This window comes from Nonomuraea sp. MG754425 (assembly GCF_021699195.1).
GTDB lineage: Bacteria > Actinomycetota > Actinomycetes > Streptosporangiales > Streptosporangiaceae > Nonomuraea.
In genome coordinates this window covers 75,306-94,972 of record NZ_SSXE01000001.1, presented here as the reverse complement: position 1 = coordinate 94,972, position 19,667 = coordinate 75,306, and the positions used below count along the sequence as shown (strand labels likewise).

General features: G+C 71.7%; 21 protein-coding genes. 8 read left to right on the top strand and 13 right to left on the bottom strand.

Features of this window, described 5'->3' with window-relative positions; genetic code table 11:
- Positions 1-64 precede the first annotated feature (64 nt).
- Positions 65-1,099 (bottom strand): putative RNA methyltransferase, encoded by a 1,035-nt coding sequence (locus tag FAF44_RS00505; protein WP_237100932.1) that lies wholly within the window; start codon positions 1,097-1,099, stop codon positions 65-67.
- Between the two features lie 65 nt (positions 1,100-1,164).
- On the bottom strand, positions 1,165-2,271 hold the full coding sequence (gene rho / locus FAF44_RS00500) for a transcription termination factor Rho (RefSeq protein ID WP_272893862.1): 1,107 nt from the start codon (positions 2,269-2,271) through the stop codon (positions 1,165-1,167).
- Positions 2,272-2,689: 418 nt separating this feature from the next.
- Between rho and FAF44_RS00495 the strand changes: the two genes are divergently transcribed.
- The 4 genes from FAF44_RS00495 to FAF44_RS00480 are packed head-to-tail and all read left to right on the top strand — an operon-like array spanning position 2,690 to position 4,975.
- A complete protein-coding gene (locus FAF44_RS00495; RefSeq protein WP_237100931.1) occupies positions 2,690-2,833 on the top strand; it encodes a hypothetical protein in 144 nt (47 codons plus the stop codon).
- Positions 2,834-2,842: 9 nt separating this feature from the next.
- On the top strand, positions 2,843-3,613 hold the full coding sequence (locus FAF44_RS00490; protein WP_237100930.1) for an MBL fold metallo-hydrolase: 771 nt from the start codon (positions 2,843-2,845) through the stop codon (positions 3,611-3,613).
- Complete coding sequence (locus FAF44_RS00485; RefSeq protein WP_237100929.1) at positions 3,610-4,470, top strand: hypothetical protein; 861 nt, start codon at positions 3,610-3,612, stop codon at positions 4,468-4,470. Before FAF44_RS00490 ends, FAF44_RS00485 begins: the two co-directional genes overlap by 4 nt.
- A 7-nt stretch (positions 4,471-4,477) precedes the next feature.
- Positions 4,478-4,975, top strand: coding sequence for an NUDIX hydrolase (locus FAF44_RS00480; protein ID WP_237100928.1), 498 nt, complete (start codon positions 4,478-4,480; stop codon positions 4,973-4,975).
- On the opposite strand, the gene FAF44_RS00475 is transcribed toward FAF44_RS00480, so the two are convergent.
- The gene (locus tag FAF44_RS00475) at positions 4,934-6,835 is read right to left on the bottom strand and encodes a nitrate- and nitrite sensing domain-containing protein (protein ID WP_237100927.1); all 1,902 of its coding nucleotides are present in this window, start codon (positions 6,833-6,835) and stop codon (positions 4,934-4,936) included. The two genes, FAF44_RS00480 and FAF44_RS00475, sit on opposite strands and share 42 nt — an antisense overlap.
- Before the next feature lie 101 nt (positions 6,836-6,936).
- Here FAF44_RS00475 and FAF44_RS00470 point away from each other — a divergent pair, with 101 nt between their 5' ends.
- Entirely contained in the window at positions 6,937-7,326 is a 390-nt protein-coding gene (locus FAF44_RS00470; protein WP_237100926.1) for a hypothetical protein, read from the top strand.
- Here FAF44_RS00470 and FAF44_RS00465 read toward each other — a convergent pair.
- Positions 7,323-7,679: a hypothetical protein gene (locus tag FAF44_RS00465; RefSeq protein WP_237100925.1), complete on the bottom strand. Its 357-nt coding sequence runs from the start codon at positions 7,677-7,679 to the stop codon at positions 7,323-7,325. The two genes, FAF44_RS00470 and FAF44_RS00465, sit on opposite strands and share 4 nt — an antisense overlap.
- Positions 7,680-7,752: 73 nt before the next feature.
- Between FAF44_RS00465 and FAF44_RS00460 the strand changes: the two genes are divergently transcribed.
- Complete coding sequence (locus FAF44_RS00460; RefSeq protein WP_237100924.1) at positions 7,753-8,280, top strand: DUF6886 family protein; 528 nt, start codon at positions 7,753-7,755, stop codon at positions 8,278-8,280.
- On the opposite strand, the gene FAF44_RS00455 is transcribed toward FAF44_RS00460, so the two are convergent.
- From FAF44_RS00455 to xylA, 7 genes are all read right to left on the bottom strand, one after another.
- Complete coding sequence (locus FAF44_RS00455) at positions 8,255-9,217, bottom strand: ketopantoate reductase family protein (protein ID WP_237100923.1); 963 nt, start codon at positions 9,215-9,217, stop codon at positions 8,255-8,257. The two genes, FAF44_RS00460 and FAF44_RS00455, sit on opposite strands and share 26 nt — an antisense overlap.
- A 19-nt stretch (positions 9,218-9,236) precedes the next feature.
- Positions 9,237-9,965 (bottom strand): glycosyltransferase family 2 protein, encoded by a 729-nt coding sequence (locus tag FAF44_RS00450; protein ID WP_237100922.1) that lies wholly within the window; start codon positions 9,963-9,965, stop codon positions 9,237-9,239.
- A gap of 55 nt (positions 9,966-10,020) precedes the next feature.
- Positions 10,021-10,569, bottom strand: coding sequence for an AAA family ATPase (locus FAF44_RS00445; protein WP_237100921.1), 549 nt, complete (start codon positions 10,567-10,569; stop codon positions 10,021-10,023).
- Positions 10,566-12,173, bottom strand: coding sequence for a lysine--tRNA ligase (lysS, locus tag FAF44_RS00440; protein WP_237100920.1), 1,608 nt, complete (start codon positions 12,171-12,173; stop codon positions 10,566-10,568). Before lysS ends, FAF44_RS00445 begins: the two co-directional genes overlap by 4 nt.
- A gap of 139 nt (positions 12,174-12,312) precedes the next feature.
- Positions 12,313-13,416: a Gfo/Idh/MocA family protein gene (locus FAF44_RS00435; protein ID WP_237100919.1), complete on the bottom strand. Its 1,104-nt coding sequence runs from the start codon at positions 13,414-13,416 to the stop codon at positions 12,313-12,315.
- On the bottom strand, positions 13,413-14,156 hold the full coding sequence (locus tag FAF44_RS00430; protein ID WP_237100918.1) for a sugar phosphate isomerase/epimerase: 744 nt from the start codon (positions 14,154-14,156) through the stop codon (positions 13,413-13,415). The genes FAF44_RS00435 and FAF44_RS00430 overlap by 4 nt, the downstream gene beginning before the upstream one ends.
- The gene (gene xylA / locus FAF44_RS00425) at positions 14,153-15,304 is read right to left on the bottom strand and encodes a xylose isomerase (RefSeq protein ID WP_237100917.1); all 1,152 of its coding nucleotides are present in this window, start codon (positions 15,302-15,304) and stop codon (positions 14,153-14,155) included. The genes FAF44_RS00430 and xylA overlap by 4 nt, the downstream gene beginning before the upstream one ends.
- A gap of 88 nt (positions 15,305-15,392) precedes the next feature.
- Here xylA and FAF44_RS00420 point away from each other — a divergent pair, with 88 nt between their 5' ends.
- Positions 15,393-16,535 (top strand): ROK family transcriptional regulator, encoded by a 1,143-nt coding sequence (locus tag FAF44_RS00420; RefSeq protein WP_237100916.1) that lies wholly within the window; start codon positions 15,393-15,395, stop codon positions 16,533-16,535.
- 90 nt (positions 16,536-16,625) lie between these two features.
- Entirely contained in the window at positions 16,626-17,084 is a 459-nt protein-coding gene (locus FAF44_RS00415; protein ID WP_237100915.1) for a GNAT family N-acetyltransferase, read from the top strand.
- Between the two features lie 99 nt (positions 17,085-17,183).
- Here FAF44_RS00415 and FAF44_RS00410 read toward each other — a convergent pair whose 3' ends face one another.
- Positions 17,184-19,205: an AfsR/SARP family transcriptional regulator gene (locus FAF44_RS00410; protein WP_237100914.1), complete on the bottom strand. Its 2,022-nt coding sequence runs from the start codon at positions 19,203-19,205 to the stop codon at positions 17,184-17,186.
- A gap of 181 nt (positions 19,206-19,386) precedes the next feature.
- Entirely contained in the window at positions 19,387-19,530 is a 144-nt protein-coding gene (locus FAF44_RS00405; protein WP_237100913.1) for a hypothetical protein, read from the bottom strand.
- Between the last annotated feature and the right edge of the window lie 137 nt (positions 19,531-19,667).

The window sequence follows — 19,667 nt, the reverse complement described above, 5'->3', positions numbered from 1 at the left end:
CTCCGAGAATGTGGGGGAATTTCGGACTAAACGCCCCATGAGTAACACCAGTCACACGGTTCCGTCAAGGAACAGGTCTTGTGGGCTGTGCCGGCTCGTAGATAGACAGGTGGAACGCGGCACGCGTAACTACTTTTTGCTGCCTTTTCATGACGCTTCGGGAGACAAATGCGGCGATTCGCTCATTGAGCGTATTCGCCTGGTTATGCCACGCACTCGGACCCATCCCGACGACCTCCGCGATGTCGTCATGATCCAGCTCCATCTCGAAGTCGATCGAGCGCCGCCCGGTCTCGGTGAACCCGTCGAGACTCCGGGCCACCCTGCGCTCCTTCTCCTCGTCGACGGAGAGCAGCCCGAGTTCCTCGACGAGCGGGCTGAGGTGCGCGGCGGCCGGGGTGACGACCACCGCGGCGCCGCCGGGCCGCAGGATCCGCCGGAACTCGGGCCCGTTCCTGGGCGCGAAGACGTCGATCACCACGTCGGCCACCCCGCTCCTGATCGGGAGCGGGCGCCACACGTCGGCCACGAACGCCCCTGCCCTGGGATGCACTCGCGCCGCCCGGCGCACAGCGTGCTTCGACACATCGAACGCCATCCCGATGCCATCGTTGACCGCGTCGAGCGTGGCCGCCAGGTAGTGCCCGGTGCCCGCGCCCGCGTCGACGATCACCGGCGCGGTTCTGCCCTCCGCGTGACGATCATCGACTGTCTCCGGCCCGCCGCCCGCGGGCACCGTGCCGGAACCGGCCTCCACTCTCGTACCACGGTACGCCCTCAACCCCGTGCCGTCATAGGTTTCGGTAGAGGACTCATGTTTTTCTGGAACGTTCTCAAGTGTCAGATATGACCGCACTGCGTCCGCCACCGCCGTCGCGAGCGGGGCGTAGTGGCCCTTGTCGAGGAAGGCCGCCCTGGCGGCCACCATCTCGGGGGTGTCGGCGGTGCCCGGGGGCCTGGAACCGGTGAGGAGGCTCACGTAGCCCTGCCTGGCCACGTCGAAGGTGTGCTCGCCGGCGCATCGCACGGTCGTGCCCGTCAGGCGCAGGTCGGCGCGGCAGACGGGGCAGATGAGGTATTCGACGATGTCAGCCAGCATGCGGCCCATTCTCGTGCACGTCCGGGACACGGGACGGCCCGCTGCGCTCAGGGCGGACAGCCCGGTCAGGCGCCGGCCGCCTCCATGAGGAACGCGGCGTTGGAGGGGGTGGCGCGGAGCTTGTCCTGGAGCATCTCCAGCCCCTTCTGCTTCTCCAGCGCGGTGAGCATGCGCCGCAGCCGCCACACCACCTGGCGCTCGGCGGGGTGCAGCAGGATCTCCTCGCGCCGGGTGCCCGAGGCGTCGAGGTCGACGGCCGGGTAGAGGCGGCGCTCGGCGAGTTCGCGGACGAGGTGCACCTCCATGTTGCCCGTCCCCTTGAACTCCTCGTACAGGCTGTTGTCCATCCGCGACCCCGTGTCCACGAGGGCGGTGGCGAGGATGGTGAGGGAGCCGCCGTCCTCGACGTTGCGGGCGGCCCCGAAGAAGCGCTTGGGCGGGTACAGCGCGCGGGCGTCGATGCCGCCGGTCAGGACGCGCCCGCCGCCGGGCGCGAGATTGTTGTACGCCCGGCCCAGCCGCGTCAGCGAGTCGAGCAGCACGACCACGTCGCGGCCCGACTCCACCAGGCGCTTGGCGCGGTCGATGACGAGTTCGGCGAGCGCGGTGTGGTCGCGGTCCGGGTGGTCGAAGGTGGAGGCGAAGACCTCGCCCGCGATGGTGGCCCGCATCTCGGTGACCTCCTCCGGACGCTCGCCCACCAGCAGCACCATGAGGTGCGCCTCGGGGTGGTTGCGGGAGATCCCGTCGGCCAGCGCCTGCAGGACCATGGTCTTGCCGGCCTTGGGCGGCGCCACGATGAGGCCGCGCTGCCCCTTGCCGATGGGCGCGAACAGGTCGATGACGCGCGTGCTGAGCGACTCGGTCTCGACGTTGAGCCGCTCGGTGGGGTGTATGGGCGTGAGCTCGTCGAAACGCGGCCGGTCGCGCCACGAGGTGACGCCGTTGACCGACTCGACGCGGACGAGCCGGTTGCCGTCGAAGGACGCGGTGACGTGGTCCCCGGGACGCAGGTCCCACTGGCGTGCCTTCTCGGCGGTCACGCGTACGTCGCCCGGCCCCGGCAGGTGCGCCGCCCGGATGTACGCGGATTTATCGCGTATATCCAGGAGGCCGCCGACCTGACGGACCGGGGCGGAGGCACGCTGTTCAGGAATGGTGTGCACAGACATGATGAGCCCCTTGGGGGAGATGCGCCGGGCACTGTGGAAAAGGCCCCGGCGGGGTGATGAAAGCGGTCAGGCCGGGCCCTGCGGAAAACGCGATCAGGGGAGGCCGGAGCCGAATGGAAGATCAAGCGGAGCTGAAGCTCGACGCTTGGTGGCAAGGTACCACACGTTCCGACCCATACAACGCCTAGCCCTTGTGGGCTATTCCCGGACTGTTCTCGTGTCTTCGCCCACGTACGCGGGCGCGAGGGGTGACAATGTTGTCCTCGGCGCCGTCAAGCGAGGAAGTCGCCGCTCCCGGTGTGCCGAGGGACACACAACCCCCATCAATGCAGCGTCATCGTGTCAAGTGGCATGCAGGGTCCCTGCAACTCGGTGAGGGTTCGATAGGGACTACAGCGAGACTCCTTGGGGGAGCATCATGAAGACCGTCACCCACTGCCCGCGGTGCCACCACGAGCTCGACGAGGGCCCGATCATGTACCGGTGCGCCCACTGCTGCCGCGCCGTCTACGCCGCCGACCTCGAGAACGAGTACGTTCCGGTCGAGCCCGTCGCCGCCTAGTCTTACCGGGTGCCGCATCAACCGATAAGCGTCTCCGGCGTCGAGGTGACACCGCTCTGCGACGCCGTGGGCCCCATGGGGGCGGCGATCCGCCGCCCGCTGCCCGAGATGTTCGCCGGCTCCGGGCTCCGCGACGAGCCCTGGGTCCTGCACTTCCACTGCTACCTGATCCGTGACGCCGCCGACCGGCTGACGCTGGTCGACACCGGCATCGGGGCCGCCGACTCGCCGGCGTCGAGCTGGGCGCCGGTCCCCGGCACGCTCGCCGGTGAGCTGGCCGCGGTGGGGGTCGCGCCGGCCGAGATCAGCACCGTCATCCTCACGCACCTGCACAGCGACCACGCCTCGGGCGCGGTCGCCGGCGGGGAGCCGATGTTCGCCAACGCCCGCTACGTGGTGCAGAAGGCGGACCTGGACGTCGCGCAGGGGCCGGTGCTCGACGAGATCGTCTCCGCCATCAAGGCGCAACTCCACGTCGTCGAGGGCGACGCGGAGGTCACGCCGGGCGTGCACGTGCGGCACACCCCCGGCCACACCCCGGGCCACCAGATCGTCCGGGCCGGGGAGGTGGCGATGACGGGCGACCTGGTCCTGCACCGCGCGCAGCTCGACGACCCGAGCCTCCCCTACCTCTACGACGACGACCGGGAGGCGGCGACGCGCATCAGGACCGAGGTGCTGGACGCGCTGCGGGCCGAGCGGGCGATCCTCGCCACCGCTCACTTCAGCGAGCCGTTCCTGCGTCTTCACCCTCTCCTCGGGCACGATGTCTTGTCATGAAGATCTCCCTCGCGGCAGGCACCGTCGCGCTCACGGCCTTCTCGCTCCCGGCCTCGGCCGCCACGCCTGAGCTGTCCGGCGCCGCGGTCTACGCGGGCAGCCCGAGCAACCAGCTCAGCCGGTACGAGTCCGGCGAGTGGAGCACGATCGCCCGACCCGGCTCCATGCCGCAGTTCGCCGCCGCCCCCGACGGGAAGAAGGCGGCCTGGGTGACGACGAACGGCCGCCTCGAAGTCAGGGACGGCACCAGGACCGCCACCGTCGTGAGCGGGCTCCAGGGCGGCACGCCGTGCCTCACGCCGGTCTGGTCGGCCGACTCGACGCAGGTGGCGTACGCCGTGGGCGACACGATCATGGCGGTCAAGGCCGACGGGAGCGGCGCGCCGCGCAAGCTGGGCGGCTCGCCGGGCGTCTGCCACCTCGCGTGGTCGGCCGACGGCCGCTACGTCGCGGGGTACACCGGCGAGGCGAACGCCCTCTACCGGCTCGACGTCAAGACCGGCAAGGCGGCCAAGGCCAAGGGCGTCAAGTGGATCACCCACGTGCAGAGCCTGTCGCCGAACGGCCGCAACGCCGTCGTCGAGTTCCCCGCCAACGCCGACACGCTCGGCGACGGGAGCTGGCCGGCCGCGTTCAAGCCGGTCGTGCTCGACATGGTGACCGGCAAGCGGCACGCGCCCGCGGTCAAGGGCAAGCTGCTCGGCGCGCTCTACCTGAAGGACGGGCGGATGGTCGTGCGGGTCGCCGGCTCCGGGCACAACACGCTGGTCGTGCTCGACGCCGCGGGCAAGGAGGTGCAGCGCGTCGTGGAGCCGGCCAGGGCGAAGAAGCAGGCGCTGCTGCAGGTTCTGCCATAGTGCCTGTGTGAGCGATGATTTCTGGTCCACGGTCAATCGCGTGGTCACGGGCGCATCGGCGTACATCACCGACGAGCGCGGCCGGGTGCTCCTGGTCGATCCCAACTACCGGGAGCACTGGTCGTTCCCCGGAGGCATGATCGACGCCGGCGAGCATCCCGCCCAGGCGTGCGCCCGGGAGGTGGCCGAGGAGGTCGGCCTCACGGTCGAGGTCGGCAGGCTGCTGACCGTGAGCTGGGTGCACGGCCTGTCGCACGTCCCGTACCCGGTGGTGCTGTTCACGTTCGACTGCGGCGAGATCGCCTCCGACACCCCGATCACGCTCCAGACCGAGGAACTCGACGACTACGGCTTCTTCACGCTGGAGGAGGCCGAGCGGGTGCTGGCCGGCCACGCGTACGAGCGCCTGCGGGCCAGCGCCGCCGCCCGCGACTCGGGTGTCCTCACCTACCTGCCGCCCGGCTCACCGCCCGGCCAGGGCGGGCTGGTCGGCGAGCAGGGCTGAGGGCAGGGCGACGATCGCGGTCAGGCCGCCGTAGGGCGAGGGCGCCAGCACAACCTTGACGTTGTGCCTGGCCGCGAGCCTGGCCACGACGAAGAGGCCGAGCCGGTCGCTGTGCGCCAGGTCGAACTCGGGCGTGCGCGTCAGCCGGTCGTTCAGCTCGTCCAGCTCGGTGCGCGGCAGGCCGAGGCCGCGGTCCTCCACCTCCACGACGAGGCCGTGCGGGGTGATGGAGCTGCGCACGTCCACCCTGGTCTGGGGTGGTGAGAAGAGGGTGGCGTTCTCGATCAGCTCGGCCATCAGGTGGGCCACGTCGGTGACCGCCGCGCCGCTCAGCGCGACGGGCGGCGGCTGCATGACCTCCACCCGCTCGTACTCCTCGACCTCGGCCACGGCGGCGCGCAGCACGTCGAGCATCGGCACGGGGTTGCGCCAGCCGCGGCCCGGCACCTGGTCCGACAGGATGATGAGGCTCTCGGCGTGCCGGCGCATGCGCGTGGTGAGGTGGTCGAGCTTGAACAGGTCCGCCAGCGTCTCCGGCGCCTCCGTGGCCCGCTCCATGCCGTCGAGTTGGAGGAGCTGGCGGTGCAGCAGCGACTGGTTGCGCCTGGCCAGGTTCACGAAGACCTGGTTGACGCCGTGGCGCAGCCTGGCCTGGTCCACGGCGGCCTCGACGGCGGTGGACTGCACGTCGTCGAAGGCCCGTACGATGTCGACCACCTCGGAGGTGTGCGCCTTGACCTCCAGCGGCGCGACCTCGGCGGCCGTGGGCGGCCCGGAGTCGGAGCGCAGCCGTCTGACCAGCCCGGCCAGGCGCACCTCGGCCAGCTCCGTGGCCGCGTCGCGCAGCCCGGCCAGCTCGCGGACCAGGCGCTTGCGGAAGCGCAGCGAGAGCAGGACCGAGGCGATGACCGCGATGAGGCCGACGCCGCCGGCCACGCCGAGCTTGACGAGCAGGCCGATGGCGGTCGGCATCACCCGCTGCACGATGTCGCCGGTGGCCTGGGCCTGGTTGCGCTCGACGGCGGCCCACAGGTTCTCGCCGTCGACGGGCCAGGTGGCCGCGGTGGCGGGCAGCCCGTTGGCGACGGCCTGGCTCCTGATGGTGTCCTCGGCCTCCAGGAACTCCTTGTAGACCGGCGAGGTGGACAGCCTCTCGTACGGCCCGCGCAGGCCGCTGTCCAGGTGCGACAGCGCCTGGGAGAACAGCAGCCGCCGGGTCGCCACCATGCCGGTGAACGCCTCCCGCTCCCGCGCCTCGACCCGGCCCCTGGCCAGCACGATCGCGATCAGCGCCCGCTCCCTGGAGAGCACGTCCTTGGCCTCGCCGAGCATGGTGACCGCGCGGGCCTGCTGGTAGAGGGCCATGTCGGGGACCAGGACCATGGAGTCGTACATGCGGAAGGAGGCGTCCACGATCTGGCTGTAGGCGTCGATGACGTCGAGCGGCGTGATGACCCCGCGGTCGACGCCGCGGCGCAGGTCCGCGAGCTGCTCCAGCCTCAGGTTCAGCGCGGTGAGCTGCGTGCTCAGCTCGGGCGACAGGTCGTGCAGGTTCCGGCCCAGCGACCGGTACGTCGTCACGGCCCGGTCGGTCCGGCCGCGCTGCTTGGCCATCGCGTCCGCGCCCTGTCCGGTCACCAGGAACTCCACCGAGGCCAGCCGCTCGTTCTGCAGCTCGATGTTGACCTGTTCCGACGGGGTGGCCAAGTTGGTGGCCAGGTCGTTGATCGCCAGCAGGCGCATGCCGGCTCCGCCGGTCAGCCCGGCCGCGAACGCCCACAGGCCCACCAGGGACAGCAGCGGGACCAGCAGGAGGATGAGAAGTTTCAGCGCAATGGGACGGCCACGCGTGGGGGGCATGCGACCTCCGGGTGCATGATGAGATCGCCTCGCAGAGTACACCCCCCTTTGGAAGGATTTCTGTGCGTCTTCCGCGTTCTTTCTCCGGCTGGACCATCGCCGTGTTCGGATTTCTCGCCTTCGCGCTCGGTCTGCTCGGACTGATCTCGCCCGACACCCTGCTGGGCATGCTGGGGTTCGAGGTGCTCGACGTGCGGCCGGCCGGCGACTACACGCTGGTGTACATGGCGGCCAGCTCGATGGCGGCCGTGAACATGGGCGTCTACTACCTGTTCGCCTCGTCGCACGACTACACGCCGTTCTTCCGCTGGACGGTGCCGTTCCGGCTGGTGACGTTCGTGGTCTTCAGCACGCTGGTGCTGACCGGGGCGGCGCCGGGCGAGTTCTTCGGCGTCGGGCTCTGGGAGGGGCTGGGGGCGGTGATCACGGGGTTCGCGCTCTGGCGCGAGGGCAAGCTGTTCCCCTCGCGCCAGAGCGCGGACGTGGTCTAACGCGGGTCCTCCGCGCCGGCGACCAGACGGTCGCCGGGCACGGCGGTGTGCTCGCGCTCCAGCTTCCGTTCCAGATCGCGCTTCTCGCCCTCCAGCCGGGCCATCCGGTTGGAGGTCTCCGCCCTGGCGGCGCGCAGCCTGCGACGCTGCCTGGCGGCCCGGCGCGACCCCGAGCCCAGCAGCCAGACGCCCGCCAGCAGGACGGCCGCGGCCGCCGCCCCCGCCAGGAACATCTGGACGTGGCCGAGCTCGAAGGTGTAGCCGAACAGGATGTACCTGGCGCTCTCCTCAGTGAGCACCAGCGCGAACGCACCGCCGGCGAGCAGGACCAGGAGCAGTCCCAGTACGATCACCTAACTCACCCCTTGTCGTAAGAGGGGTTTCTTCTGCCCGGAGATCGACCGGGTATGCGCGATGATGGCGTTCATGAGACCCGAACCGGGCCAGGTGCTGCACTTCTCCGAAGACCCGACGATCGAGCGCTTCGTCCCGCACATGGCGGTGACGAGCGTCCTGAGCGAGCCGTACGTGTGGGCGGTCGGCTACGACCGGTGCCCCGACTACTGGTTCCCGCGGGCCTGCCCGCGCGCGATGGCCTGGGTCGGGCCGCGCACCACCGAGGCGGACACGGCCCGGATCGTCGGGTCGGGCTGCGGCACGCGGGTGCACGCCATCGAGTACTGCTGGCTGAAGGCGCTGGTGGAGGTGCGCCTGTACGCCTACCGTCTGCCGGCCGACGGGTTCGCGCCCATCGGCGAGCCGCCGCACGCCGTGGTCTCCCAGGCGCCCGTGGTGCCGCTGGGCCCGCCCGAGCCGGTCGGCGACCTGTTCGAGCTGCACGAGGAGGCGGGCATCCAGCTCAGGGTGCTGGACAACCTGTGGCCGTTCTGGAACCAGGTGACCGACAGCACCCTGGAGTTCAGCGGGATCAGGCTGCGGAACGCCCGTCGATGAGGGCCAGCAGGGTCTCGGGCGGCATCGAGCCGGGCGGCAGCTTCTCGCGGGCGGCCCTGTTGGCCTCGCGCCGCAGCGTCTCGTTGACCGGCGTGGGCAGCCCGTGCTCGCGGCCGAGCAGGACGATCTCGCCGTTGAGGTAGTCGGCCTCGATCGAGCCGGCTCCTCTGGCCAGGCTCTGCCACGACGACCCGCCGCTGCGGTCGATGCCCTCGATGGGCTGCGCGTCGACTTTGTGGCCGCGGATCTCGGCCTCCTCCTCGGCAGTGGCGTACGCGATGCCGGCGTGCTCCAGCACGGCCCTGGCCTCGGCTCTGGCGCGGCCGACCACCTCGTGCAGGGCAGGCCCGTGGCCGAGGAGCGCCTCGGCGGCGTTGCCCAGGTTGCTGAGCAGCTTGGCGTACTTCCAGCGCATCACGTCGGGGACGGCGCGTCCCACGAGGCCGCGTTTGCCGAAGTCGTCGGCGATCTTCGCGGCGAGGTCGTCCACACCCTGTGGATAGCGGCCGAGGTGCAGCATGCCGGAGTAGGGGTGGGCGTGGGCGGCGATGACGCCCGGCTGGGGGATCTGGGCCGGCAACCACACGCAGACGCCGTAGACGCGGTCGAAGCGGCGCAGGACCATGCGTTCGTTGGCGACGCCGTTCTGGGCGCACACCACGGGCAGGTCGGGCGACCACGGGGCCAGCGCGGAGATCGTGTCCTGCGACTTGGTCGCGAGGATGAGCACGTCGTCGTCGCGGGTGGGCACGGGGCCGTCGGAGGCGGGGATGTCGAGGGTCTCGGAACCGTCAGGGGTGACCAGGCGCAGGCCGTCGCGCTTGATGGCCTCGTAGTGGGCCCCTCTCGCGATGAGGTGAACGTCGTGCCCGCCCTGGTACAGGCGGGCGCCGATGGTTCCCCCGACTGCTCCTGCTCCGATCACTATGTAGCGCATTGTCCGAGGATGTCACTCCCTACTTGGCCAGCGCCACTTGGGCCTGCGCCGTCACGGCGGTGCCGCGGGCCCGCTCGCGCAGGATGGTCTTGAGCACCCGCCAGCCGTCGCGGACGGCGTTCAGGTTGCTCACGCCGTGGATGCGGGAGCGCTCGTGGCTGGGGACCTCGCGGATGATGAGGCCGGCCTGGGCGGCGCGGACGTTCATCAGGGTCTCGATCTCGAAGCCGTCGCAGTCGAGGGCGAGGGCGTCGAGGTGGCGGGCCCAGAAGGCGTTGTAGCCGTAGCAGAGGTCGGTGTAGCGGGTGCCGTAGAGGATGTTCGTGAGCCCCGTCAGGACCTTGTTGCCGAGCGAGCGGATCGGACTGAGGTCGTCCGAGCCGCCACCAGGGGCGTAGCGGGAGCCCTTGGCGAAGTCGGCGCCGTTCATGAGGGTGGCGACGAAGGAACGGATCTCCCTGCCGTCGGTGGAGCCGTCGGCGTCGATCATCACGATGATGTCGCCCCGGGCGGCCTGGAAACCCTCGATGAGCGCATTGCCCTTGCCACGTCGGCTCTGGACGACGACCCGCAGGTCGGGGCGCAGCCCTCGCGCGACGGCGATGGTGTCGTCGGTCGAGTTGCCATCGACGAGGACGACCTCGTCGATCCAGTCGGGCAGCGTCGCGAAGACGTGGGGGAGATTCTCGGCCTCGTTCATCGCGGGCACGATGACGCTTACGCTGGCGGCGAAGGGCTGCTTGTTCATGGAACCAAGGTTCCTCCGGACGCATGCAGCCCGCTTGACACCGCCTTGCATAAGATCAGCGCAACGGCGGGCCCTCCGCGACGACGGCCTCCGCGGCCCTGGAGAGGATCTCCTCGACCGTCTCCGCCACGCTCTGCCGCGAGGTGTCCAGCCACAGGCCGATGCGCGCGCTCTCCTGCCGCAACACGGTGTCGAGCCGGGCCGCCGTCCATCCGCCGCCGTAGCCGGACTTGGCGCGGGCCCGCTCCCGGCGCTCGACCTCGGCGGGGCCGGGCGCCAGGACGATCACGTGCAGCGGACGTGACCGAACCGTCTTCGTGAAGTGTTCCAGTTCACCTCCGATGACCACATCCTGCACCACCGGCGTGAAACCCGCGTCGACGTACATGTCCGCGACGGTGGCCGCGATCCGGTGCCGGAGACGGAGCTGGCGCAGCGCCTCCGGCGTCGGGTCCGGCGTCATGTCGGCGCGGTCGCTGACCACCATGCGCCGGAACGCGTCGCCCCGCACGTGGACCGAGCGGGGCAGCCGCTCGGCCAGTGCCTGCGCCACGGTGGACTTGCCGGCCGCCGGCACACCCGTGACGAGGACGACGCCCTTCACTCACCCACCAGCTTGCGCACCCGGTCGGCGCCCACGGCCATCAGCAGCGTGGGCAGGCGGGGGCCGGTGTCACGGCCGACGAGCAGCCGGTAGAGCAGGGCGAAGAAGGCCCGCTGCGCCGTCTTCAGCTCCGGCGTGGCCTTGGCGTCGGCGGGCAGGCCCGCCTGGAGCTTGGGCACGCCGTACACCAGCGCCGTCAGCGCCTCCAGCGTCCAGTTCTCCAGGCCGTCGGCCAGCAGCCGCAGCGCCTCCCGCTCGGAGCGGCCGAGGGAGTCGAGCAACTCGTGGTCCGGCGACTCGCGCACGCGGGTGCGCTGGTCGGCGGCCAGGTGGGTGTCGACCCAGCGCTGCGCCCGGTCGAGGCGCGGCCGGGTCTCGTCGAGCGTCTCGACTCCGTCGAGGTCGCGCAGGATGCGCAGCGTCTGCTCGGGGTGCCCGGTCGTGATGTCGGCCACGGAGGCCAGCGTGCGGTAGGCGACCGGGCGTGGCGTGGCGGGCAGCGGGCCCGCGGTCGTGGCCACCGCCCGGTTGTAGGCGGCCAGCTCGGCGGGCTGGGCCTGACCGGCGGCGACCTTGCGGCCCAGGGCGTCCCACTCGTCGTAGAGCCGCTGGATCTCCTGGTCGAAGGCGATCTTGAAGGACTGGGCGGGCTTGCGGCGGGCGTACAACCAGCGCAGGACCGGCGCCTCCATGATCTCCAGCGCGTCGGCCGCGGTCGGCACGTCGCCCTTGGAGCTGCTCATCTTGGCCATGCCGGTGATGCCGACGAAGGCGTACATGGGGCCGATCGGCTGCTCGCCGCCGAACACCTCGCCCACGATCTGGCCGCCCACGATCCAGGCCGAGCCGGGGGAGTGGTGATCGACCCCGGACGGCTCGAAGACCACGCCCTCGTAGGCCCAGCGCATCGGCCAGTCGACCTTCCACACCAGCTTGCCGCGGTCGTGCTCGGCCAGGCGCACGGTCTCGCCGAAGCCGCACTCGCAGGTGTAGGCCAGCTCGGTCGTCTCGTCGTCGTAGGCGGTGACCGTGGTCAGGTCGCGCTCGCACAGGTCGCAGTACGGCCGGTACGGGAAGTAGCCCTCGGCCGCGACCTGCTTGGCCCGGTAGCGCGACAGCACGGCGTCGATCCTGGCCCGCTCGCGCACGGCCGTCAGGATCTGCTCGCGGTAGACGCCCGACGTGTACTGCGCGGTCTGGCTGATGCCGTCGAACTCCACGCCCAGCTCCGCCAGCGCGGCCACCATGGGCGCCTTGAAGTGCTCGGCCCAGTTGGCGTGCGGGCTGCCGGGCGGGGCGGGCACCGAGGTCAGCGGCTTGCCGATGTGCTCGGCCCACGACGGGTCGATGCCCGCGGGCACCCTGCGGAAGCGGTCGTAGTCGTCCCACGACAGCAGATGGGTGCACTCCAGGCCGCGTCGCCTGATCTCGTCGGCGACCAGGTGAGGTGTCATGACCTCACGCAGGTTGCCCAGGTGGATCGGGCCCGACGGGCTCAGCCCGGAGGCGCAGACGATCGTTTTTCCCGGGGCGCGTCGCTCCGCCTCGGAGATCACCTCGTCCGCGAACCTGGAGACCCAGTCGGTCTCGGCACTGTCAGCCATCGCGCCATTGTCGCGGGTCCGCCCGCTTCAAGCCAACGCGTCACTCCTCTCCCGGCTTCCGCGGGCCGGAGAAGACGACGACCAGATGCCTTTGCGCAGCTTCACGTGGGCGGCGACGGAGCCGTCGCCGCCCGCGCGGTCACGACAGGGTGGCGGCGTACGGGTCCCAGCCCGCGGGCAGCGGTTCCGGGGCGGCCGTCGTCGAGGTGATCGGCCGGAACTCGGCGCGTTCCCCCGACTCCGTGATGGCCGTCATGAGCTCCAGCACGTGCTGGGCCAGCCCGCCCGACGCGCGGTGCGGCGTGCCCGCGCGGATCGACCTGGCCAGGTCCAGGACGCCGATGCCGCGCCCCGCCGTGGTGCCCGACAGCGGCAGCTCCCGCCAGTCGGCGTCGGCCGGCCCGCGGGCCAGCAGCGGGCCCTCGAACGTGTTGGGGTCGGGCAGCGACAGCGCGCCCTCGGTGCCGATGATCTCGATCATCCGGCGGTTCACGGCCGAGTCGAAGCTGAACGTGGCCGCCGCCGTGGCCGTGCCGGGGAAGTCGAGCAGGGCGTTGACGTGGGTGGGTACCTCCACGGGGAAGAGCGTGCCCGCCTTGGGCCCCGAGCCGATGACGCGCTGGTCGCGGGCCCTGCGCGTGCCGGCCGCCACCCGGGTGACGGGGCCGAGCAGGGACACGAGGGCGGTCAGGTAGTAGGGGCCGAGGTCGAACAGCGGGCCGCCGCCGCGCGCGTAGAGGAACTCGGGGCTGGGGTGCCACGACTCGGGGCCCAGGCTCTGCGTCGCGGCCGTGACGGCGACCGGCTCGCCGATCAGGCCGGAGCGCAGCGCGTGGGCGGTGGACTGGAGCCCCGCGCCGAGGAACGTGTCGGGGGCGCCGCCCACCCGCAGGCCCCGGCTCTCGGCCTCGGCCATCACCTTGGCGGCCTCGTCCATGTCCATGGCCAGGGGCTTCTCGCCGTACACGTGCTTGCCGGCGCGCAGGCTCTCCAGCGCGACGGCCGCGTGCGCGGCCGGGATCGTGAGGTTGACGACGAGCTCGACCTCCGCCAGCGCGAGCACGTCGCCGAGGGTGCCGGACACCCGGACGTCGTGCTCCCTGGCCACGGTGGCGGCCCGGTCGGTGTCGATGTCCGCGACGGCGACCACGCGCACGTCGGGGAAGGAGGTGAGGTTGCGGAGGTACTGGCCGCTGATGACTCCGGCGCCGACGATCGCGACGCCGACCGGGCCGTTGCTCAAGAGCTCTCCAGGGAGGTGAGGTAGGCGTGACTGCCGGCGAGCGCGGCGAAGACGTCGCCCGCGCACTCGTCGAGTTCGACGACACGCCAGGCTTCGGGGGCGGCGGCGAGGATCGCGGGCACGGGCATGACGCCCCCGCCCACCGCGACGTGCGGCTCGCCCTTGACGCCCGGGCCGTCCTTGACGTGCAGCGCCAGGACCCGTTCGGCCAGGCGGCCGAGCAGGGCGGGCACGTCGGCGCCGCCCACGGCCGCCCAGTAGGTGTCGATCTCCAGGAAGACCTGCGGATCGAGCAGGCCAGCCAGCGTCTCGATGGCGGGCCGGCCGTCCACCTCCGGCTCGATCTCCCACCAGTGGTTGTGGTAGCCGATCCGCATCCCGTGGGCGGCGGCCTGCTCGCCCAGGCCGTTGAGCAGGTCGGCCGTGCGCGAGAGGCCGTCGCGGGTGGTGAACTCCGTCTCCGGGATGCCGCCGGGGATGATCACCTGGTCGGTGCCGACGGTGGCGATCGCGTCGAACACCCTCGCGGGCTCCTCGCTGAGCAGCGCGTACGCGTGCGTGCTCGACACGGTGAGCCCGAGGTCGTCGGCCACGCGGCGGAATCCCTTGGGGTCGGTCATGGGGTCGTAGGGCTCGACGGCCCGGTATCCGATCTCCGCGACGCGGCTCAGCACCGCGTCGCGGTCGGCGGCCAACTCGTCTCTGACGGTGTAGAGCTGGACACTGATCGGTCGGGTCATCCGCGTACCCCCATGAGGTGTTCGAGCGCGAGCTGGTTGAGGTGGGTGAAGTGGAAGCCGCGGGCGGCGGCGGCCTCGACGTCGAAGTCGTCCTTGGCGAGGTCCTGCCAGGTCTCGCCGGCGGCCAGCGTGGGCTGGGCCAGCTCGTCCACGCGGGAGGCGCGCAGGGCCTCCTGGACCTCGGGGTCGGCGCGGAAGGCGCGCGACTTCTCCTTCAGGATCAGGTACGTGCGCATGTTCGCCGCCGCCGAGACCCACACGTCCTCGGGGTCCTCGGTGCGCAGCGGCTTGTAGTCGAAGTGGCGGGGGCCGTCGTAGCCGCCGTTCTCCAGCAGGTCCACCAGGAAGAACGCGCTCTTCAGGTCGCCGTGGCCGAAGATCAGGTCCTGGTCGTACTTCGGGCCGTGCTGGCCGTTGAGGTCGATGTGGAAGAGCTTGCCGTGCCACAGCGCCTGGGCGATGCCGTGCACGAAGTTGAGCCCGGCCATCTGCTCGTGGCCGACCTCCGGGTTGAGTCCCACCATCTCAGGGTGCTCGAGTTCGCCGATCAGCGCCAGGGCGTGGCCGATGGTGGGCAGCAGGATGTCGCCGCGGGGCTCGTTCGGCTTGGGCTCCAGGGCGAAGCGGAGGTCGTAGCCCTTGTCGATGACGTACTGGCAGAGGAGGTCCAGGCCCTCCTTGTAGCGCTCCATCGCGGCCTTGACGTCCTTGGCGGCGTCGGACTCGGAGCCCTCGCGCCCGCCCCAGCACACGTACGTCTTCGCGCCCAGCGAGGCGGCCAGGTCGATGTTGCGGATGACCTTGCGCAGCGCGTAGCGGCGCACGTCGCGGTCGTTGCTGGTGAAGGCGCCGTCCTTGAACACCGGGTGGGTGAACAGGTTCGTGGTGGCCATGGGGACCTTCATGCCGGTCTCGTCCAGGGCCTTCCTGAAGGCGGCGACGGCCTTGTCCCGGTCGGGCTCGACGGCGAGCAGGTCGTCGTCGTGGAAGGTGACGCCGTGCGCGCCCAGCTCGGCCAGGCGGTGCACGCTCTCGACGGGGTCGAGGGCGGGACGGGAGGCGTCGCCGAACGGGTCGCGGGCCTGCCAGCCCACGGTCCACAGGCCGAAGGTGAAGCGGTCGTCGGGAGTGGGCGTGAAAGCGGTCATTTCCATCCTTCGTCGGCTTTAGTCCATAATCTGTATTAATCCTGAGGAGGTGGGTGTGGTGTCGTCAAGGGGTGTCCGGCATGATTCCATGCGCGCCCGTAACCTGGCCGTAGTCCTGGCGACCATTGACCGATCAGGACCTCACACCCGCGCCGCGCTGGCCGAGAGGACCGGGCTCACCAAGACCACGGTATCCAGCCTGGTCGCGGACCTGCTGGAAGCGGGCGTGGTGACCGAGAGCGGCGCCGTACGGGGTGGCGAGCGGGGGCGGCCGGGCGTCGCGGTCAGCATGAGCGGGCACCGGGTGGCCGCGCTCGGGCTGGAGATCAACATCGACTACCTGGCGGCGTGCGTGGTCGATCTCACCCGGGCCGTGCGGCTGCGGCGGGTACGTCCGTCCCGCAACCGCGACTCCGACCCCGCCGAGATCCTCGAAGGGCTGCGGGACCTGGTGAAGGAGGTCGCGGCCGAGGCGGAGGCGGAGGGGCTGCGACTGGCCGGCGCGGCCCTGGCGGTGCCGGGCACGGTCGAGGACGGGGTGCTGCGCAGCGCGCCGCATCTCGGGTGGCGGGACGTACGGGTGGCGGGCCTGGTGGACCTGCCGGTCGATGCCGTTTCCGTCAAGATCGACCCCTTCGAGATCGACAACGAGGCGAACCTGGCGGCGCTCGGCGAGTTGTGGTTCGGCTCGCGGGAGCCGGACTTCCTGTACGTGTCGGGCGAGATCGGCATCGGCGCGGGCCTGGTGGTCGAGGGGCGCGTGTTCAGGGGCACGTTCGGGCTGGCCGGCGAGCTGGGGCACGTGGTGGTCGTGCCCGACGGGCCCGCGTGCCGGTGCGGCGGGCGGGGCTGCCTGGAGGTGTACGCGGGCCAGGACGCGCTGCTCGGGGAGCTGTCCTCGGTGGGGGAACTGGTGGCGCGTCTGGAGGCGGGCGACGGGAGGGCGCTGGAGGCGTGCGAGGTGGCCGGGCACGCGCTCGGCGTGGCGCTCACCTCGGCGGTGCACCTGCTGGACCCCGGCCGGATCGTGCTCGGCGGGATCTTCGCGCCGCTGTACCGCTGGCTGGAGCGGCCGGTCTCGGAGGGGCTGCGCGCCCGGCTGGCGCAGATGCGGGGGAGGCCGCCCGCGCTCGTGGTCTCGGCGACGGGCGGTGACGCGGCCGTGCTCGGGGCGGCCGGGCTGATCGTCCAGCAGATCCTGGCCGAGCCCGCCCGACTGCTCGGGCTGTGACGCCGGGTTGTGGCGCCGGGGCGCAACGCGGGGCCGCAACGCTGGGGCTGTAACGCCGGGATATAAGCGGACATTTCGTACTATGGCGAGGTGAAGATCGAGGAGCGGCCCGCCACGGACCACGAGCTCGCCACCCTGCTCGACGCGGCCTTCGCCGAACTGGTGGCCCGCTACGGGCCCGAAGGCCGCTCGCAGGTGAAGGAGGGCGCCAGGTTCCTGGTCGCCTCCGTGGACGGGCAGGCCGTGGGCTGCGGCGCCGTCCAGCCGATGGCCGACGGCGCCGGAGAGCTCAAACGCATGTACGTGGTCCCGGCGCAGCGCGGGCGCGGGATCGCCACCGCGCTGCTGTCGGCCCTGGAGGACCTGGCCAGGAGCCTCGGCCACCACCGGCTGCTGCTGGCGACCGGGCTGCGCCAGCCGGAGGCCATCGCGCTGTACGAGCGGTGCGCGTACACGCTGACCGAGCCGTACGGCCGCTACGTGGGCGCCCCGCTGACCCGCTGCTACGTGAAAGCGCTGTGCGCAGCGGATGCAGGGGGCCTGGCCTGAGCGGACAGGCCGCGGGCCCAGGCGTCGAGTGGCTGTCACCCGCCGAGTTCGACGCACCGACCAGGCACCCGGCGCGAGCCGACACGGGATGAGCCTCCGTCAGAGGTCTCGGGCGCCCTGGTGGCGGGTGGGGCGGCCGGGGAACGAGGCGCTCAGCGCGCGGGGGTCTGGGCGGCAGGCGTGGGTTTCGCGTTGTCTGGGCTGTTCGGGGCGAACGGGCGGGCGGCCCGTCGCCCGTGCCACGGCCGCGGCGCGCGTGTCGTGGTCGTCCTCCTCGTGGGCGCGTTCGGCGGAGAAGAGCCGTACCAGGCCGGGCAGGTCGTACCGGGTGGCCTCGGGGGTGTCCCCGTGGTGGGGGCGGGCGAGTTGCGCGTCCACGAGGTTCTCGCACAACGTCTCCGCGTCCGGGAGCGGCACCTCGGCGAGCGCGGCCACCGTGCGGGCGGTGAACCCGCCGGGCAGGCTGAGCAGCCCCAGCCGGCGGAAGGCGCGCCTGGCCGTGGGCGGCAGGTGCCGGTAACTCTGTGCCAGGGCCTTGCGCACCTCCAGCTCGTCGTGGCTCAGCTCGTCCAGGCGGCTCTGCTCGTTCTCCAGGCGGGCCGACATGCAGGAGAGCGTCCAGTCGCTCCGGGACAGCAGCTTGGCCCCGGCGATCCGCAGGGCCAGCGGCAGCCGGTCGCACAGCTCGCCGACCCTGCGGGCGGCGCCGCGCTCACCGGCCGTCCGCTGGGCGCCCACCATCCGTTCGAGCAGTTCTTCGGCCTCCTGGGGGCTGAGCTCGTCCAGGCCGAGGCAGCGGGCGCCGTCCTGGGCGACGAGCCCCCCGAGCGGCGAGCGGGCGGTGACGATCACGCAGCAGGAGGCCGACCCCGCCAGCAGCGGGCGCACCTGGGTGGCCGAGGCGGCGTCGTCCAGCACGATCAGCACGCGCCGGTTCTGGAGCAGGCTGCGGAACAGCGCGGCCCGCTCGTCGAGCCCGTCCGGGACGGCTTCGGACCCGACGCCGAGCGCGCGCAGGAACCTGGCCAGCACGGCTTCCGGCGGCAGCGGCGGCGCGTACGGGTCGTGGCCGCGCAGCCCGGCGAACAGGTGCCCGTCGGGGAACCGGTCGGCCACGCGGTGCGCCCACGTCACCGCCAGCCCGGTCTTGCCGACCCCGGCCATGCCGTACACCACGCAGAGCGGCAGCTCCCCGCGGTGGTCCTGGCGATCGAGCAGCCGGTCGAGCGCGGCCAGTTCCGCGCCGCGGCCCGTGAAGGCCGACACCGCGGGAGGCAACTGGGCCGGACGGACCCTCGGGGGGCCGCCGGCGGGTCGCCTCCCGGCGCCGGCCCAGCGGATCCCGGGCTCGTCGCGCAGGATCGCCGCGTGCATGTCGCGCAGCGACTGACCCGGACGCAGCCCCAGCTCCTCCGCCAGCACGGTACGGCCACGGTCGTAGACCGTCAGTGCCTCGGCCTGACGTCCGGAACGGTGCAGCGCGAGCATGAGCTGCGTGCGGATGCGTTCGCGCAGCGGGTGCTCGGCCACCGCGACGCCCAGCGTCCCGACCAGCTCGCGATGCCTGCCGAGGGCCAGTTCCGCCTCGGCCCAGTCCTCCAGCACGCTCAGCCGCAGCTCCTCCCACCGGCCGGCGGCGGCCCGCAGCGGCGGGCTGGTGATCCCCACGAGCACCTGGCCGCGCCACAGCCCGAGCGTCTCCCGCAGCAACGCGGCCTTCTCGGCGGGCGGCGAGCGCCGGGCCCGCTCCCGATTCGCCTCCGCCTGGTGGGCGTCGAGCTCGGCATGACGGATCCGGTAGCCGGAGCCCACGGTCTCGATCAGGTCGGGATCGCCGCCGGCCGTCCGGAACGACTTTCGCAGGGTGGAGATGGCGATCATCACCTGGTTGCGCCCGGAGGCGGGTGGCTCGTCGCCCCACACCTGGTCGATGAGCCGGTCGATGGGCACGATCTGGCCGCCCGACAGGAGCAGCGCGGCGAGCGTGGCCTGCGCCCTCGACCCGCCCAGGCGGACCGGACGTCCCGCGATGGTGACGGTCAGCGGCCCCAGGATGCCGAACCAGGTCCGGGAGCCGATTGTCCGGGCTCGCGCCCGGGGTGCGTTGATGTTCTCGTACATGACGACGATCCCCCTGATGCCCGGCCCCCTGACGCCGGCCCCATGGCACCGGCCCCCATGTTCTCCGGCCCCCCGAATGGCCGGATCCCCGCTCGACGGCCGCTGAACTGCCGGATCCCCGTTCCGCCGGCCCCTGTTCCGCCGGATCCCCGTCCCGTGCGTTCCTCGGCCGCGGCCGAGGTCAGCCGCAGTTCCACTCGCAGTGCCCGCCCGCCTGGACGCTGGTGGGAGCCTCCTGGGCGGCGCTGAAGGAGGCTGCCCCGGCGGTCGCCCCCACGACCGCCGAGAGCGCCAGGACCAGCGCCGCGATCTTGCCCTTGAACATGTGAATGCTCCTTCCCTGAGGTTCCAGATCACGGAGTATGCTGCCAAGATCCGATTTCAGTTCGTTTACAGCGGATTGGCAGGGGCTTCTCACCTCGGGCAGCCAGTTCGTACCCCGGGGGGATACGAATGGTTCAC

Excerpts from the sequence above, each read along its gene's own strand:
- FAF44_RS00485 (WP_237100929.1), top strand. The coding sequence starts at position 3,610 with ATGAAGATCTCCCTCGCGGCAGGCACCGTCGCGCTCACGGCCTTCTCG.
- FAF44_RS00495 (WP_237100931.1), top strand. The coding sequence starts at position 2,690 with ATGAAGACCGTCACCCACTGCCCGCGGTGCCACCACGAGCTCGACGAG.
- FAF44_RS00410 (WP_237100914.1), bottom strand. The coding sequence starts at position 19,205 with ATGTACGAGAACATCAACGCACCCCGGGCGCGAGCCCGGACAATCGGC.
- FAF44_RS00460 (WP_237100924.1), top strand. The coding sequence starts at position 7,753 with ATGAGACCCGAACCGGGCCAGGTGCTGCACTTCTCCGAAGACCCGACG.
- FAF44_RS00430 (WP_237100918.1), bottom strand. The coding sequence starts at position 14,156 with ATGACCCGACCGATCAGTGTCCAGCTCTACACCGTCAGAGACGAGTTG.
- rho (WP_272893862.1), bottom strand. The coding sequence starts at position 2,271 with ATGTCTGTGCACACCATTCCTGAACAGCGTGCCTCCGCCCCGGTCCGT.
- FAF44_RS00405 (WP_237100913.1), bottom strand. The coding sequence starts at position 19,530 with ATGTTCAAGGGCAAGATCGCGGCGCTGGTCCTGGCGCTCTCGGCGGTC.
- FAF44_RS00475 (WP_237100927.1), bottom strand. The coding sequence starts at position 6,835 with ATGCCCCCCACGCGTGGCCGTCCCATTGCGCTGAAACTTCTCATCCTC.
- FAF44_RS00420 (WP_237100916.1), top strand. The coding sequence starts at position 15,393 with ATGCGCGCCCGTAACCTGGCCGTAGTCCTGGCGACCATTGACCGATCA.
- lysS (WP_237100920.1), bottom strand. The coding sequence starts at position 12,173 with ATGGCTGACAGTGCCGAGACCGACTGGGTCTCCAGGTTCGCGGACGAG.
- FAF44_RS00505 (WP_237100932.1), bottom strand. The coding sequence starts at position 1,099 with ATGCTGGCTGACATCGTCGAATACCTCATCTGCCCCGTCTGCCGCGCC.
- FAF44_RS00455 (WP_237100923.1), bottom strand. The coding sequence starts at position 9,217 with ATGCGCTACATAGTGATCGGAGCAGGAGCAGTCGGGGGAACCATCGGC.
- xylA (WP_237100917.1), bottom strand. The coding sequence starts at position 15,304 with ATGACCGCTTTCACGCCCACTCCCGACGACCGCTTCACCTTCGGCCTG.
- FAF44_RS00450 (WP_237100922.1), bottom strand. The coding sequence starts at position 9,965 with ATGAACAAGCAGCCCTTCGCCGCCAGCGTAAGCGTCATCGTGCCCGCG.